General features: G+C 46.2%; 17 protein-coding genes and 1 pseudogene. 10 read left to right on the forward strand and 8 right to left on the reverse strand.

Annotated features, from left to right (window positions below):
* Positions 1 to 76: 76 nt before the first annotated feature.
* From ICN12_RS08090 to mltG, 5 genes are read right to left on the reverse strand one after another with little or no spacing between them, the layout of a single operon-like run.
* Positions 77 to 778 carry an ankyrin repeat domain-containing protein gene (locus tag ICN12_RS08090; RefSeq protein WP_216272000.1) on the reverse strand — a complete coding sequence of 234 codons (702 nt, stop codon included), beginning with the start codon at positions 776 to 778 and terminating at the stop codon, positions 77 to 79.
* Positions 775 to 1,563: a TatD family hydrolase gene (locus ICN12_RS08095; RefSeq protein WP_216272001.1), complete on the reverse strand. Its 789-nt coding sequence runs from the start codon at positions 1,561 to 1,563 to the stop codon at positions 775 to 777. The genes ICN12_RS08090 and ICN12_RS08095 overlap by 4 nt, the downstream gene beginning before the upstream one ends.
* 11 nt (positions 1,564 to 1,574) lie before the next feature.
* Positions 1,575 to 2,720, reverse strand: coding sequence for a DNA polymerase III delta subunit-related protein (locus ICN12_RS08100; RefSeq protein WP_255537759.1), 1,146 nt, complete (start codon positions 2,718 to 2,720; stop codon positions 1,575 to 1,577).
* Positions 2,721 to 3,359: a dTMP kinase gene (tmk, locus tag ICN12_RS08105; RefSeq protein WP_216272002.1), complete on the reverse strand. Its 639-nt coding sequence runs from the start codon at positions 3,357 to 3,359 to the stop codon at positions 2,721 to 2,723. It lies immediately after the preceding gene.
* Between the two features lie 2 nt (positions 3,360 to 3,361).
* Positions 3,362 to 4,441 (reverse strand): endolytic transglycosylase MltG, encoded by a 1,080-nt coding sequence (mltG, locus tag ICN12_RS08110; RefSeq protein ID WP_216272003.1) that lies wholly within the window; start codon positions 4,439 to 4,441, stop codon positions 3,362 to 3,364.
* 19 nt (positions 4,442 to 4,460) lie between these two features.
* On the opposite strand from mltG, the gene ygfZ reads away from it, so the two are divergent.
* Together ygfZ and ICN12_RS08120 are read left to right on the forward strand one after the other, a co-directional pair.
* Complete coding sequence (ygfZ, locus tag ICN12_RS08115; protein ID WP_216272004.1) at positions 4,461 to 5,468, forward strand: CAF17-like 4Fe-4S cluster assembly/insertion protein YgfZ; 1,008 nt, start codon at positions 4,461 to 4,463, stop codon at positions 5,466 to 5,468.
* Positions 5,469 to 5,494: 26 nt separating this feature from the next.
* Complete coding sequence (locus ICN12_RS08120) at positions 5,495 to 6,352, forward strand: NRDE family protein (protein ID WP_216272005.1); 858 nt, start codon at positions 5,495 to 5,497, stop codon at positions 6,350 to 6,352.
* A 9-nt stretch (positions 6,353 to 6,361) separates the two neighbouring features.
* Here the strand turns inward: ICN12_RS08120 and ICN12_RS08125 are convergent, their stop codons facing one another.
* Entirely contained in the window at positions 6,362 to 6,844 is a 483-nt protein-coding gene (locus ICN12_RS08125; RefSeq protein ID WP_216272006.1) for a PaaI family thioesterase, read from the reverse strand.
* Positions 6,845 to 6,899: 55 nt separating this feature from the next.
* Here ICN12_RS08125 and ICN12_RS08130 point away from each other — a divergent pair, with 55 nt between their 5' ends.
* From ICN12_RS08130 to ICN12_RS08165, 8 genes are all read left to right on the forward strand, one after another.
* Positions 6,900 to 8,366: a protein adenylyltransferase SelO gene (locus ICN12_RS08130; protein WP_216272007.1), complete on the forward strand. Its 1,467-nt coding sequence runs from the start codon at positions 6,900 to 6,902 to the stop codon at positions 8,364 to 8,366.
* 18 nt (positions 8,367 to 8,384) lie between these two features.
* On the forward strand, positions 8,385 to 8,798 hold the full coding sequence (gene msrB / locus ICN12_RS08135; RefSeq protein ID WP_216272008.1) for a peptide-methionine (R)-S-oxide reductase MsrB: 414 nt from the start codon (positions 8,385 to 8,387) through the stop codon (positions 8,796 to 8,798).
* A 26-nt stretch (positions 8,799 to 8,824) separates the two neighbouring features.
* A complete protein-coding gene (locus ICN12_RS08140) occupies positions 8,825 to 9,373 on the forward strand; it encodes a septation protein A (RefSeq protein WP_216272009.1) in 549 nt (182 codons plus the stop codon).
* The gene (locus ICN12_RS08145) at positions 9,370 to 9,654 is read left to right on the forward strand and encodes a BolA family protein (protein WP_216272010.1); all 285 of its coding nucleotides are present in this window, start codon (positions 9,370 to 9,372) and stop codon (positions 9,652 to 9,654) included. Before ICN12_RS08140 ends, ICN12_RS08145 begins: the two co-directional genes overlap by 4 nt.
* Before the next feature lie 51 nt (positions 9,655 to 9,705).
* A complete protein-coding gene (locus ICN12_RS08150; RefSeq protein ID WP_216272011.1) occupies positions 9,706 to 10,500 on the forward strand; it encodes a peptidylprolyl isomerase in 795 nt (264 codons plus the stop codon).
* Positions 10,501 to 10,590: 90 nt separating this feature from the next.
* Complete coding sequence (gloA, locus tag ICN12_RS08155; protein ID WP_216272012.1) at positions 10,591 to 10,977, forward strand: lactoylglutathione lyase; 387 nt, start codon at positions 10,591 to 10,593, stop codon at positions 10,975 to 10,977.
* Positions 10,978 to 10,989: 12 nt separating this feature from the next.
* Positions 10,990 to 12,162, forward strand: a complete 1,173-nt coding sequence (locus ICN12_RS08160) for a GNAT family N-acetyltransferase (protein ID WP_216272013.1) — start codon at positions 10,990 to 10,992, stop codon at positions 12,160 to 12,162.
* On the forward strand, positions 12,159 to 12,413 hold the full coding sequence (locus tag ICN12_RS08165) for a DUF1289 domain-containing protein (RefSeq protein WP_216272014.1): 255 nt from the start codon (positions 12,159 to 12,161) through the stop codon (positions 12,411 to 12,413). Before ICN12_RS08160 ends, ICN12_RS08165 begins: the two co-directional genes overlap by 4 nt.
* On the opposite strand, the gene ICN12_RS08170 is transcribed toward ICN12_RS08165, so the two are convergent.
* Positions 12,410 to 14,017 carry an ABC-F family ATPase gene (locus tag ICN12_RS08170; RefSeq protein ID WP_216272015.1) on the reverse strand — a complete coding sequence of 536 codons (1,608 nt, stop codon included), beginning with the start codon at positions 14,015 to 14,017 and terminating at the stop codon, positions 12,410 to 12,412. The two genes, ICN12_RS08165 and ICN12_RS08170, sit on opposite strands and share 4 nt — an antisense overlap.
* Before the next feature lie 101 nt (positions 14,018 to 14,118).
* Positions 14,119 to 14,736 (reverse strand): annotated as a pseudogene (locus ICN12_RS08175) (queuosine precursor transporter); the annotation flags it as partial.
* Between the last annotated feature and the right edge of the window lie 127 nt (positions 14,737 to 14,863).

Genomic DNA, 14,863 nt, shown 5'->3' on the forward strand with positions numbered 1-14,863 from the left:
TATCTAGATGTAGATCTTAAGAACATCGCATGAAGTGCGAGTATTAATGATTATACGCATTTAGCGGATATGTCAGTTATGAAGGAAACTTCCTTGGGCCACCTGGATATGGCTGTTTATAGAGCTTCTGCCAGCGTGACATTAGGCCCTCACGAATATCATCCTTACTGAATAATTCAGCAACATCAATCGCTGAATAACCTTCATGGTTACGCATACGCATATCTGCGCCGTTATCCAGCAAAAACTTAATCAGTTGATCGTTGCCAGAACTGACTGCCATCATTAAAGGCGTTGTTTCGCTTTGGCTTAATGCATTTACTTTGGCGCCTTTAGCGACCAAGAACTCAGCTACGCTCAGCTTTCCAGTTGTGCAGGCGTAATGCAATGGTGTCCAGCCAGTCTTATTGACGTCAGCCTTATTTTTGAGCACCAAGGTCTCAACCAGCGACAACTCACCTTCAATGGAGGCCATCATGAGTGGGTTTTCACCACTTTTATTACTTAAATTGACATCAATAGCCTTATTGGCAAGCAGCAAATCAGCAACCTTGAGGGATTTATCTCGAATAGCGACGATCAGCATGGGGTTGCCTTTTGGGTCCAATGTATTTGGACTAACTCCAGCCTTAATTAAGGCTTGAACCTCTGAAACGTCATCAAACTTAGCTGCTTTAGTGAAATCGGAAATTTGATCGGCCGTCTGGGCAAAAGCTGCGCTAGAAATGCACAATAAGGCAGCATTTAGGCTGTGAATGAATTTAAATGAATTTCTCATGAGAATTGTCTATTTACTTGAAAACATTGGAAAAAATTAGTAGATGTCTGTTCAGCTAGCTTGTCAACAGGGACACCCTTCAGGTTAGCTACAAATTCACCAACCTTAGATACCCAGGCAGGCTCATTCGTTTTGCCGCGATATGGAATCGGTGCCAAATAAGGAGAATCGGTTTCGATCAGCATTCTGTCTAAAGGCACCTGCCTGCACGTTTCCTGAAGGTTTTTAGCGCTCTTAAAGGTCACAATGCCCGAAAACGAGATATAAAAGCCCATCTCCATCGCAGCCTTGGCTACTTCAGTGGTTTCTGTAAAACAGTGCATAACCCCGCCAATGCGATCAGCGCCCTCTTCCTTGAGGATTCTGAGGGTGTCTTCAGAAGCTGAGCGGGTATGAATGATCAAGGGCTTTTTAGACACGATAGATGCCCGAATATGGGTCCTAAACCGCTCTCTTTGCCACTCCATAGACTCATAACTGCGATCACCCATGCGGTAGTAATCAAGGCCTGTTTCGCCGATGGCGATCACCTTGGGGTGTTTAGCTTCCTCAACCAGAAATTCAAAGCTAGGCTCTGGCGTATCTTCGTAATCTGGATGTACGCCAACTGAAGCAAACAAGTGGGCGTGGTCTTCAGCTAATTTGCGAACCTTTGGAAAATCCGGAATATCTACCGATACGCAAAGAGCGTGACTAACCTTGCAGGCAGCCATATTGGCCAACACCTCTGGTAAGCGGGATTGGAATTCAGGGAAATCGAGGTGGCAATGGGAGTCTATAAACATGACTAGCCATTTTAGTCTTCAAATACCTGCTGGTATTGGGAAAGCAAGGCTTCCAATTGAATGCGGGTGGCCAAGGGATGATTTTCATGGCGACGGGCTTGTATCAGGGACTTCCAGAAACGCAGTAGCTTAGGTAGGCGCGCTTGCTTGGCAAGGGTCTTGATAGCAGCCTCATGTTTTGGGTAATACCGAGGATTGCCCATTTGCGCACAACTTTGCAGGTCGGAGACCCAACGTTGCATGGTAGCCAATAAAACTGAATAGCGCGCTTTTTGCGCCTTATCCGCAGCATCCAGCCAATTAATTCGAGCACCCTGTGACATCGCTTGCAATAAATATCTCGAGGCTTGGATGGCAATTGTGAGCTCATCTTTTTCATCTTTATTGTGGCGAGCTATTAACGAGTCAAAAACTGCGTAGGGCGCCCCGCCCTGCTCGTCATAAATGGATTCCACATCCGCTTCATTCAATTTTAAGCTGGGTATATTGCTTAATTGAAGGTGTAACCACTCCAATCCAGTAGATCGATCAGGTCTTGGCGCTGATAGCAAACGGCAACGTGAACGAATGGTTGGTAATACACGGTCAAGGCGATCAGCCAGCAAAATAAAAATCGTATTCTTTGGCGGCTCTTCAAGAGACTTGAGCAAAGTATTTGCTGAATCCGCTCTCAGCATCTCCAGTGGATATACCAAAATCACCCGATTGCCACCACGATGCGAGCCAATAGAAAGTCCTTCGATTGCGCTACGGGCATCTTCAATAGAAATGCTTTTCTTTTCTTTTTTTTCCGGAGCATCGCCATCGCTATCAGCCTGACTAGCCTTCGATTTTTTAGGTGCTTCGGCGTCCGTATCAAAATCGCCATGAGGTAAGAGTTTGCGATGTGTTTCTGGTACGAGCGCTATAAAGTCTGGATGATTTCCAGAATCAAACCAGCGGCAGGCTTCACATTGATTGCAGGGTTTAGCTGCTGGTGAAGCCTCGCACAAAAGTGCTTTGGCCAGCTCAATTGAGAATTCAAATTTACCAATACCTGATTGGCCGTGAATCAATACGGCACTAGGAAATTCGGATAAGTTAATACCATCCCAAATGGACTCTAGCCATGGGGCTATTTTCTTTACAGACCCACCCGGAAACATCAGATCACCCATTTAGAGCTTGATCTCCAAAGACTTGAGCTCACTCCAGATCACTTCTGGGGTTTGGGTAGCATCCACTAGATGAAAGCGTTTAGGGTCCGCCTTCGCTCTACGCAAATATTCCTGACGAACCTTTTCAAAGAAGTCCAAATCCATCTGCTCAAACTTATCTGGGGCACGTACTTTGGATCTTCTAGCCTCAGCGATTGCGCCAGGCAAATCAAATAAAAAAGTGAGATTGGGCTGCAACAATGAACCGTCCGCACGTCCTTGAACCCATTTTTCCAAATCATTTAATTTTTCTAAGTTCAAACCACGGCCACCACCTTGATAGGCAAAGCTGGCATCTGTAAAGCGGTCAGAGATGACAATCTTGCCAGCTATCAACGCTGGCTCTATCACTTGCGCAATGTGTTCGCGACGCGCAGCAAACATTAACAATGCCTCTGTTTCTAGATTCATGGGGGCGTCAAGCAATAAGGCGCGTAATTGTTCGCCTAATTGAGTGCCGCCAGGCTCCCTAGTCATAACGACTTCGCGACTTGGGTAGCGTTCCTTCATCAGCTTGGCAAACGATTCGATGTGCGTGCTCTTGCCAGCACCATCAATGCCTTCAAAGCTAATGAAAAATCCAGGGAATTGAGTTGTCATAACTATTGCGGTGAATTCGTTTTAGATGAAGCACTACGTTTACGTTGAAACTGATCAACGGCGTTTTCATGCTCTTTTAAAGTTTTTGAAAAATGACTGCTGCCATCGCCACGCGCCACAAAATAAACAGCATCACTTTTTGCTGGATGAACAACCGCCAGGAGTGACTCCTTGCTGGGCATTGCTATCGGGGTTGGCGGCAAACCTTTGTGCATATAAGTATTGTAGGGACTGTCTTTACGAAGGTCTGCTTTTCGGAGATTTCCATCAAATTTTGGGCCAATGCCATAAATTACCGTTGGATCTGTCTGTAGTGGCATTTTCAAGTTCAGGCGGTTAACAAATACCGCAGCGACTAAAGATCGATCGCTTGAACGCCCCGTCTCTTTCTCGACTATTGAAGCCAGAATGAGGAGTTCATAAGGCGTTTTCAGAGGACTTGATCCATCTCTTTGCCCCCAAGCCGTAGTTAACTGCTTTTGCATTGCTTGAGATGCACGTCTGTAGATTGAGAGATCAGAGTCATCTGGGTCAAAAATATAGGTATCTGGGAAGAACAGACCTTCGTCACCTGGATATGAAAGGCTCAAGGCTTGTAATAGTTCTTTGGAGCTCATTCCCTTGGTCTGATGAATTAAGGCTGGGTGAGCATCAATTAATGCCCTTAGCTGCCAGATAGTTATCCCGGGAATAATCGCCACACTCTCCCGAACGCGGTCGCCACGGGCAATTTGGAGCAAGATATTACCTAGGCTCGCTCGGGTCGGCAATAAATAGGTTCCCGGCTTCAATTTTGAGCCGACAAAAAGTGCTCTTGCAGCAAGCTGAAAGGTCACAGTATTTGATGAGACGCCCTGCTCTGCTAGCTGTTGAGAAATTGCGCTCAAGCCAGATTGGGGAGCTATCTTTACTTTATAGGCGCCACTTTCTGCAATATTGCTTATAGCAGGTACAACGGGCCATAAAAAGATGGCGCCATAGAGAAAGGCAAGAAAAGCCAGTAGATACAGCGCGTAAGATCGCCAAGATGGACCATTTGTTTGTCTTAAAAAGAGACTTCTTCTCTGAAATTTTCTGCTCATCGAGCTATGATAAAAGCTCATGACCATTAGCCCCAAAAACACCACCATGCCCAATACCAGCCTGAACTATGGATTTACCCCTCTATCTGATTGGGGTTTGATCATGGTTGAAGGTCCAGATGCCGCTACCCTCCTCCAAAATCAGCTGAGTAATTCTGTATTGAGTATGAGGCGCACCATTTCTGGAGAGATCGCACAGGGTTTTGACGCAGTTCGCCTCGTCGGCTATTGCAGCCCCAAAGGCCGTCTTTTGGCTAGCGCGTGGCTTGGCTTATTTCTAGAGTCGCCCGAGGCGGATGATCGATTCGCTCTGTTTATCTCTAAAGATATTGCCCAGAGCATAGCGAAACGACTATCGATGTATGTATTGCGCTCCAAGGTGAAAGTGGTGGATGCCTCAAATGATTGGGAAGTTTTTGGCACCTACGAGACTAATCAAGAGCAAGGCACCTTAGCTATGCCCAAAGACTCACTCGCATTGCGGATGCCTGATGTCTTGAATGGCGACAAATCATTTAAGCGTGTGCTGATTGCTCAAAAGAGAAAAGAAATGAAAGAATCCATGGCGGATGAGGCTGCGCTAGCCCAATGGAACTCTTTGGAAGTCTTGAGTGCGATCCCTCGCATTGTTTTGGCCACGCAAGAACAGTTTGTTCCGCAGATGATTAACTTTGAATCCGTTGCAGGAGTGGATTTCAAAAAAGGTTGTTATCCGGGCCAAGAGATTGTTGCCCGCAGCCAATATCGTGGCGCCGTGAAGAGAAGACTTCAGCTGGCACATACCGCAGTAAACCCATCTGCTGTAGGCATGGCTAAACCTGGCATAGAGTTATTTAGTGAAAGTGATGCTTCTCAGCCCTGTGGCATGTTGGTACTTGCAGCACCCAACCCATGCCATCCTGATCGCCTCGACTTTCAGGCGGAGTGCAAACTCGATGCCCTAGAGGCTGGAGAAATTCATCTAGGCAAGAGCGATGGCCCTGTGTTAAAAATAGATTTACTACCCTACCCATTGTTAGAAATTTAACTCGACTATTTCGCAATTCATTTTTTATGTGCCTAATTCTCTTCGCCTGGAAATCACATCCAGACTATCCATTGGTAGTTGCTGCGAATCGAGATGAATTCTATGAGCGTGATACTGAGCCCATGGGATGGTGGCCTGAATACCCCCATGTATTGGCCGGCAAAGATAGAGCGGATGTACTAGGTAGCCCAGGAACTTGGCTAGGTTTTACAAAAACTGGTCGCTTTGCTGCGCTTACCAATGTCAGAGCACCCAGCGAAAAGAATCCTGATGCGAGAACGCGTGGTGAACTAAGTTTGCGCTATCTCATGGGCCAACATAAGCCCCATGCGTATATTCAAGAAAATGCCAAACGGTTTGAGCAATACAACGGTTTTAACCTCCTCATGGCAGACCTGAGTGATCCAGAAAATGCAGAAATGCATTGGGTTAGCAATCGCCTCATGATGGGGCAGAATATCCGCCCAAGAAAAGTGTTCCCTGAGCAAGCCTTAAGCCCCGGCGTATATGGCTTATCGAACGCAATGCTCGATACCCCGTGGCCTAAAGTGAATCACCGGGTTGCAGCTTTTGCTCAAACATTAGCAATGGATAGCGGTCTACTCAAGAACTCAGACCACTATTTACGTTTGTTGGCAGATACACATGAGGCTAGCCCGCAAGAGTTACCTAATACCGGTATCAACAAGGATTGGGAAAAAGCACTATCTGCAGCATTCATCAAAACCCCCGCCTATGGCACACGATCTAGCACCATTTTGCGTGTTCGCAAAGATGGGCAGTTCGAGATGGTGGAAAGACGCTTTGATGCCAATGGCACAGTAGGCCATGACGTTGTCACCGGAGCACTTAGCGCCGCCCCAGGCTCCAACCTTGCCGTCTAATTTTTGCTCTTACCGCTGACGCAAGTCTTCATTAACGACGCGCTCACCATTCGCATTCTTAGTTGCTAGGCGCTTTAGAAATTGGAATGTGCCTGTCGCCATGCAACAGATTTCACCTTGATCGTTGTAGAGCTTGGCTTCACAGAAAGCCATTGTGGCAGTCCGACGAACAGTATCCGCCTTCACCCGCAAGATGCCATTAGCCGCTTGCATAAAATTATTCTTCATCTCGATGGTGACCACGCTACGATCACCAGGATCTCCGGACCGAGCAGCAACAGCCATGGCTACATCCATCAGAGTGAGCAACACGCCACCATGGGCTACATCCCAAGTATTGGTATGTTCCGGCTTTAAGGCCAAAAGGATTTCACCTTTACCCATTTCCGCACTAATGCAACGGACCCCGAGAAGCTTTAAAAAAGGAACATTCAGTTCTTCGCCCAGATTGGCAAGCTGAGTCGCCGCATTCAGTTGTACTTTATTTGTCATAAGGTCATTTTAGAGGCTTCTGCGACAGATGTGAATTACCCCTAGAATACAAAACATGCCTTTCCCTCTCCGTGGCAATGATGTATGCCAGCCCACCTTACCCACACCCATACCCGATCCTTATTGGGTCGCGTTTTCACCTGCCGTGGCCCAATTAATCAATCTTCAAGTTGGGCCCGATGGATTACCAAGCAATCCTGACTGGCTAGCAGTATTGGCGGGCAATCAAGTACACATAGATCAGCTTGAGTTTACTCAGCCGATTTCTACGGCTTATAGCGGGCACCAATTTGGGGTCTGGGCTGGTCAACTGGGTGATGGACGCGCCATTCTCCTAGGTGACATGAATGACCTAGAACTCCAATTAAAAGGCGCAGGCAAAACGCATTACTCCAGAATGGGTGATGGCAGAGCAGTCTTGCGATCATCGATCCGTGAGTTTCTGTGTAGCGAGGCAATGCATGCTTTAGGTATACCCACTAGCCGTGCCCTGGCAGTGATTGGCTCAAAACAAGCCGTTCGGCGTGAAACTATGGAAACAGCGGCAGTATGCTCTCGCATTGCCCCGAGCTTTATTCGGATCGGCCATTTTGAACATTTTGCTGCGCTTAAAAATACTACGCGCTTAAAAGAATTGGCAGACCTCATGATTGCCCATTTTTATCCAGAGTGCAACACCGATAAAGACCCCTATTTATCTTTATTCAAGGCGATTACCAATCGCAACGCTAAATTAGTTGCTCAATGGCAATCGGTTGGATTTTGTCATGGTGTTCTCAATAGCGATAACATCAGCGCTTTAGGACTGACGATTGACTACGGACCGTTTGGATTTTTAGATCACTTTGAGATTGATCATATTTGCAACCACAGTGATCAAGGGGGCCGCTACGCCTATCACCGCCAGCCACAAGTCATGCATTGGAATATGGCCTGCCTCGCCAGTGCCATGCTCCCCCTGCTGGAATTAGATCACTCGAGTGAAGTATCCCAAGATCTCTTACGCACAGCCCTAGAAGAATTTCCACTAGTCTATGCCAGAGAATGGCAGCAACTATTTCGCTCTAAATTAGGTCTTCAATTACCGCAGGAGAGCGACATTCAGCTGATTGAACGCCTCTTACAAGCAATGCATGACTCAAAGATCGATTACACAAACTTTTTTCGCAGTCTTAGTAAGATTAAAAAAGATACTTTGCCAGCAGGTATATTGCAAAGGAATGATTTTATTGATCGAGAGAATATTGACCAATGGTTTGCTGATTACCTCAATAGGCTTCAGTCAGAGATCATTAGTGATGAGTCTAGAAAAGAGCTAATGGATCGCATTAATCCAAAATACATTCTCAGAAACCACTTAGCACAAGTCGCAATTGAAAAAGCGCAGCAAGATGACTTTTCTGAGGTGGCGACCTTACTCAAGATACTAAGCAATCCTTTTGACGAACAAGAAAACCTTGAGGCTTACTCAGAGCCACCACCACTAAGCATGCTGAAGATTGAAGTCAGTTGCTCCTCATAAATCAATACAGATATCACTATGACTAAAAAAACCGATCCAGAATACAAACAGGCATTAAGCGACATTCAATACCGAGTGACTCGAGAGGCTGCCACTGAAAGACCGTTTTCCGGTGAGTACTGGGATCACTGGGGGGATGGGCGTTATAGCTGCGTTTGTTGTGGAACCCCTCTATTTCAATCGTCTACCAAGTTTGATGCCGGTTGTGGGTGGCCAAGTTACAACGCAGCAGAAAACGATCAGGCAATCACTGAAATCCGTGATGTATCGCATGGCATGATTCGCACAGAAGTGCGTTGCTCCAAGTGTGACGCCCATTTAGGGCACGTTTTTGATGATGGGCCACAGCCCACCGGTCTACGCTACTGCATCAACTCGGCATCCCTCAATTTCGAACCTTCTGAGAACGCTACATCTAGCAAAGCTGAGTAATCTACAAATAGCTGGATAATCACCCTATGAAATTTCTATTCGACCTCTTCCCCATCATTCTTTTTTTCATCGCCTTTAAGTTTGCTGATATTTACACGGCTACCATCGTTGCCATGGTTGCTACCATCGGACAAATTCTGTGGGTGTATTACCGCCATCGCAAGATTGATGCCATGCAATGGGTGAGCTTGGTGATGATTCTTGTTTTCGGAAGTTTGACCATTTTCTTGCACGATAAAACATTCATTCAACTCAAGCCAACGGCACTGTATTGGCTGTTCTCAGGCGCTCTATTCGTTAGTGCGCAATTTTTTCAGAAGAACTGGATTCAGGTTTTGATGGGCAAACAGATCACCCTAAAAGAACATAGTGCAAAGTCTGTTTGGCATCAAGTCAATATGGCTTGGGCAGCCTTCTTCTTTTTTATGGGGGCGCTAAACCTCTATATTGCCTTTGAATACTCAGAAGAAACTTGGGTGAACTTCAAGTTATTTGGTAGCACAGGCTTATTGGTGGTTTTTGTGATCCTTCAAGGCGTTTGGTTAAGCCGTCATATGGAGCATCCAGAAGAATGAGCCTCAACCAAGAACGCATGGCCCTGTTTCATGCTGATTTGAGGTCAGCATTCAAGGTGGAACAATTGAATATTGAGGATGAAAGCCATCTTCATGCAGGACATGCAGGCGCTGCTAGTGGCGGCGGACATTTCAAGCTAACGATCGTAGCCCCAGAATTCGAGGGAATGGGCAAGGTGGCTCGACACAGAGCGATCTATGCAGCCTTAAATCAGCATTTCCCCGCTGAAATCCACGCCCTTACTATCTTGGCATTCGCCCCTAGTGAAAGCACCAATTAAGCCCGCCTTGCTTTAATATCGCCTTTTATTCCAACTTAATACATCTTCATCATGTTCAATACACGCCAAATTTTGACTATTAGCGCTTTTAGCGCCGCCCTTCTCTCTTCAGCTGTCTGCGCACAAAATGCAGCGATTGTGAATGGCAAGCCCATCCCTAAAGCACAGTTGGATAAATTGGTTCAAAAATCGAATCAACCAGACAATCCTCAAGTACGAGATCAAGCCAGGGAAATGCTAGTGACTCGCGAACTGATTTTGCAAGAGGCGAATAATCGCGGCATTACACAGAAAGAGTCGGTCCGCGAGCAACTCGAGCAATCCAAAATGGGTATTTTGATTGCCGCCGTCTTTGAAGACTATGTAGAAAAAGAAGGTGTTGCTGAATCAGAGTTAAAGGCAGCCTATGAACAAGTGAAGGCGCAGTACACCGGCAAGGAATATCACGTTCAGCATATTTTGGTAGAAAAAGAGGCAGATGCCAAAGCGATTACCGCTCAAATTAAAGCCGGCGGCAACTTCGAGCAAATCGCCAAAGAAAAGTCTAAAGATCCTGGCTCTGCACCCAATGGTGGAGATCTTGGTTGGGTTAGCGATAAAGCGCTCGTTCCAGAGTTTTCAAAAGCCATGGTGCAACTGAAAAAAGGTCAGATCACTGATAAGCCAGTAAAGACTCAATATGGTTGGCACATTATCAAATTGGATGATGTGCGCGATGTCAAAGCGCCGAGCATGGAAGAAATCAAAGACCAACTCAAGCAGATGATCACTGCCGATCAAAATTGGCAGAAAGCCAAGTTCTCTGAAATGATGCAAAAGTTGCGTGCTAAGGCCAAGATTCAATAAGCCTGATTACGCTCCACCTCAAACCCAGGCCAATACCCTGGGTTTTTTCTTGTCCAACGAGAATGCAAAATTAGCTTTATATTGGAACGTATGATGATCCTTCACACCATGCTCCGAGTCGGCAATATGACTCGCTCTATTGATTTCTATACCAAAATACTGGGTATGAATTTGCTTCGCACTACCGAACGTCCAGAGCAAAAATACTCTCTTGCATTCGTTGGCTTTGGTCGAGGCAATCAAGATGGTCAATCAGAAATTGAATTGACATATAACCATGGGGTGGAGAGCTATCAAATGGGCGATGCCTATGGCCATATTGCAATTAGCGTTCCCGATGCCTATGCTGCTTGCGAGAAAATAAAGACTGCTGGTGGCAATGTCACTCGCGAAGCCGGTCCAGTCATGGGCGGTGCTACCGTTATTGCCTTTGTTACCGACCCCGATGGTTACAAGATTGAACTTATTCAAGACTGATTTTTTACTCCATTGAATCCAGCCTCTTGCCAACTCCGAGTTATTCAGAGTATTTCAGAGATTGATGAAAGTAATTGGAACGCCTTATTATCTCCAGATGCGGGCCCATTTCTGAAGCATGAGTTTCTGAATGCGCTAGAAAAAACAAGATGTGTTGGCGGCAATACCGGTTGGCAAGTTACCCATCTGCTCGTTGAGAATTCAAATTCAGAGCTCATTGGTGCAATGCCTCTCTACCCCAAGCAACATTCTTATGGTGAGTTTGTCTTTGATTGGGCATGGGCTCAAGCGTATGAGCAAAATAATCTGCCTTATTACCCAAAGGCCCTATCCGCCATCCCTTTCACCCCTGTTCGTGGGCCAAGGTTGCTGGTGTCCAGCAAAGCCGACAAACTAGCTACTCAGGAGATCTTGGTTTCAGGCCTAAAAGCACTCGTCAGCCAAAATGATCTTTCATCCGCCCATGTACTATTTCCAGAAGATGGTGAGTTACTCGAGTTAAAAAAACAGGGTTTCATGTTGCGTGACTCGGTACAGTTTCATTGGCATAACCAGAGGTATCAGGATTTTGAGCAATTTATTTCTGACTTGACCATGAAGCGCAGAAAAAATATCCGCAGAGAGCGCGCTGAAGTAGCTAGCAATCAAATGACCTATCGCCACATTGCCGGAGCCGAGGCAAGTTCGGCCGACTGGTCATTCTTTTATCGCTGCTATGAGAACACCTATAGAGAGCATCATTCAAGCCCATACTTAACGGAAGACTGTTTTCAATTATTGGGGCAAGTAATGCCAGAAAATTTTCATCTGATTATTGCAAGTCAAAACGAAATGCCAATAGCGTCTTCGCTCCTTGTAGTCGACAGACTGACATCAACAGCATACGGGCGCTATTGGGGTGCTATTGAACACATTCCCTGCCTACATTTTGAGTTGGCCTATTACCAGTCTATTGAATATTGCATCAAGGAAGGTATTCAGACATTTGAGGGGGGCGCCCAAGGTGAGCATAAGATGGCTAGGGGCTTTTTACCAACCACCATTCAGTCGGCTCACTGGATAGCAGACCCTGGTTTTTCTGCTGCAGTGAAGCGCTTTTTGGATCGTGAGCACGAAGGCATGGTTGCGTATGTAGATGAGCTTGAGCAACACATTCCACTGAAATCGACTAAAGTACGGTCATGACTTCTACAAGCAACAAATCAGAACAAGGCGGAGCCAATTCCTTAGCGGTTGGCGACGATGCCTCTGATTCACCCTGCATTGGCGTATGCACCACCCTTTACGATGAAATCTGCCAAGGCTGTGGTCGCACCTTAAATGAGGTCAGTAACTGGGTATTTTTCAGTCAGGAAGAAAAAGATTCAGTGTGGAAACGCATTCGGGCCGATGGCACAGCAATGCGCTTCCAACGTCAAGCCAAAGAAAGTAATTAACCAGCTAAAGCTTGGCTTCTTAAGTACTCTTCGTAAGTTCCAGAGTAGTCAGAAATCGTTCCATCCATCTTCACTTCTAAGATGCGATTTGCTAATGAAGAAACAAATTCACGATCGTGAGAAACAAAAATCAGAGTGCCTTCGTATTTCTCAAGAGCAATTTGTAAACTCTCGATCGATTCCATATCCATATGGTTGGTTGGCTCATCCATAGCAAGTACGTTATGCTTTTGAAGCATCAACTTACCCCAGATCATGCGACCCTTTTCTCCACCGGAAAGTACTTTAACGGATTTACCGATATCGTCACCAGAGAATAAAAGACGACCTAGAGTGCCGCGAATCACTTGATCGTCATCACCCGTGTTACGCCATTCATTCATCCAATCCATCAGGATTTCATCTTTAGCGAACAGCTCAGTATTATCTTGAGGCATTACGCCGACGTTGGCATTTTCTGCCCACTTCACATCACCGCTATCGGCTGCAAGACCACTAAAGCGCTTACTCAGAATCGTTTTCAGCAGAGTTGTTTTGCCGGCACCATTTTGACCAATAATTGCAATCTTTTCACCAGCACGAATAGCGATCTTGAAGTTTTTGAAAATAGGACGGTCGTACGCTTTCGAGAGTGCATTGCACTCAACCGCCATGTTATGGAGCTTCTTCTCAGAATCAAAACGAATAAATGGATTCTGACGGGAGGACGGCTTGATTTCGGTGATTTCAATTTTCTCTAACTGCCTCTGGCGTGACGTTGCTTGACGTGCCTTAGAAGCATTGGCAGAGAAGCGACTTACGAAAGCCTGTAGTTCAGCAATCTTTTCCTTGGCCTTATCGTTCGAGCTTAACTGTTGAGCGCGGGCCTGGACAGAAGCCAACATATAGGAGTCATAGTTACCGGGATAGACCTTCAGAGTTCCGAAGTCCATATCGGCCATATGTGTACACACTTCATTTAAGAAGTGGCGATCATGAGAAATGATCACGATCGTGCTTTTAATTTCATTCAGAATATCTTCAAGCCAGTGAATCGAATGAATATCCAAGTTATTGGTTGGCTCATCTAATAGCAACACATCTGGATCAGAGAACAAGGCTTGCGCCAAGAGTACGCGCAATTTCCAACCAGGGGCCACATTACTCATGGGGCCATTGTGTTGCTCAATTGGAATACCAATTCCCAATAACAACTCACCCGCTTTAGCTTCTGCTGTGTAACCGCCGTACTCGGCATAACTGCCCTCGAGCTCTGCAGCCTTCATGTAATCTTCATCAGTGGCATCTGGATTCGCGTAGATAGCATCGCGCTCAGCAGCCGCTTTCCACATTTCTTCATGACCCATCATTACGACATCTAGTACACGCTGATCTTCGTAAGCGAATTGATCTTGGCGCAACTTACCTAAACGAATGCCTGGGTCTAAGCTCACATTACCGCTGCTGGGCTCAAGTTCGCCACCCAAGATCTTCATGAAAGTGGATTTACCGCAACCATTGGCACCAATCAAGCCATAGCGATTACCGCCGCCAAATTTAACGGAGATGTTTTCAAACAGGGGTTTTGCCCCAAACTGCATGGTGATATTAGATGCGGACAGCACGGATGTGTTCTTACTTTCTGATAGGTAAATTCGAGGGTGCGGATGCAGGTTTTGCATCAAAGACCGTTATTTTAACGGCTAGCGCCTAAAAAAGCCGTAAATTAGACTTTCAGCTTAAATGGCGTGAAATTAGTATGAATATCGTAGTGGTCTTGATTTTCCTTGCGCTTCAGGAATCCCACCACCCAGTAGGTTAAAGGGGTAGCCAGAACCTCCCAGGCCGTTTTAAGGAGGTATTGAGAAACAGCTACAGCAAGGACCTCATTTAGGGGCTAGAGACCGTAAAAAGCGAGCATATAGAACAGAGAAGAGTCGACCAACTCTCCAGTGGCAGTTGACCCAATTGTCCGCATCCATAGGAATCGCCCGCGGGTCAATATCTTCATTTTGGCAAGCGTATAGCCGTTTACAAAACTACCGCTCCAGAAAGCAACCATGGAGGCCAGCGCAATACGCCAGGAGTTTCCAAATACAGTTTCCAAGCCCTGCTGGTAATTTGCCATATAAGACCCAGGGGCTACCGGCAAGGCAATCACAATCTGAGCCATGATCGCAGCAAAGGCAAGTGCCGCAAAGCCGGCCCATACAGCACGTCGGTCGTAGGCATAGCCATAGACCTCGGTCAGGATATCGCCAAAAAAGTATGAAATCGGGAAAAATAGAATGCCAGCCCCAAAAAACACCTTGCCGAAATAAGGAAGATCTATCTCCGCAGCCTTACGGTAATCCCCCCATTTTTAACTTAAGCTAAAAGTAGAAGCTGGTACTGCAAGTGCTAGTTTTTGCTTTGGTGTAATTCCACCTAAGCCCATGTTCGGTCTTTCATGATTGTATGTCCACATCCAA

It is taken from the genome of Polynucleobacter sp. AM-25C3, assembly GCF_018882335.1.
Taxonomy (GTDB): Bacteria; Pseudomonadota; Gammaproteobacteria; order Burkholderiales; family Burkholderiaceae; genus Polynucleobacter.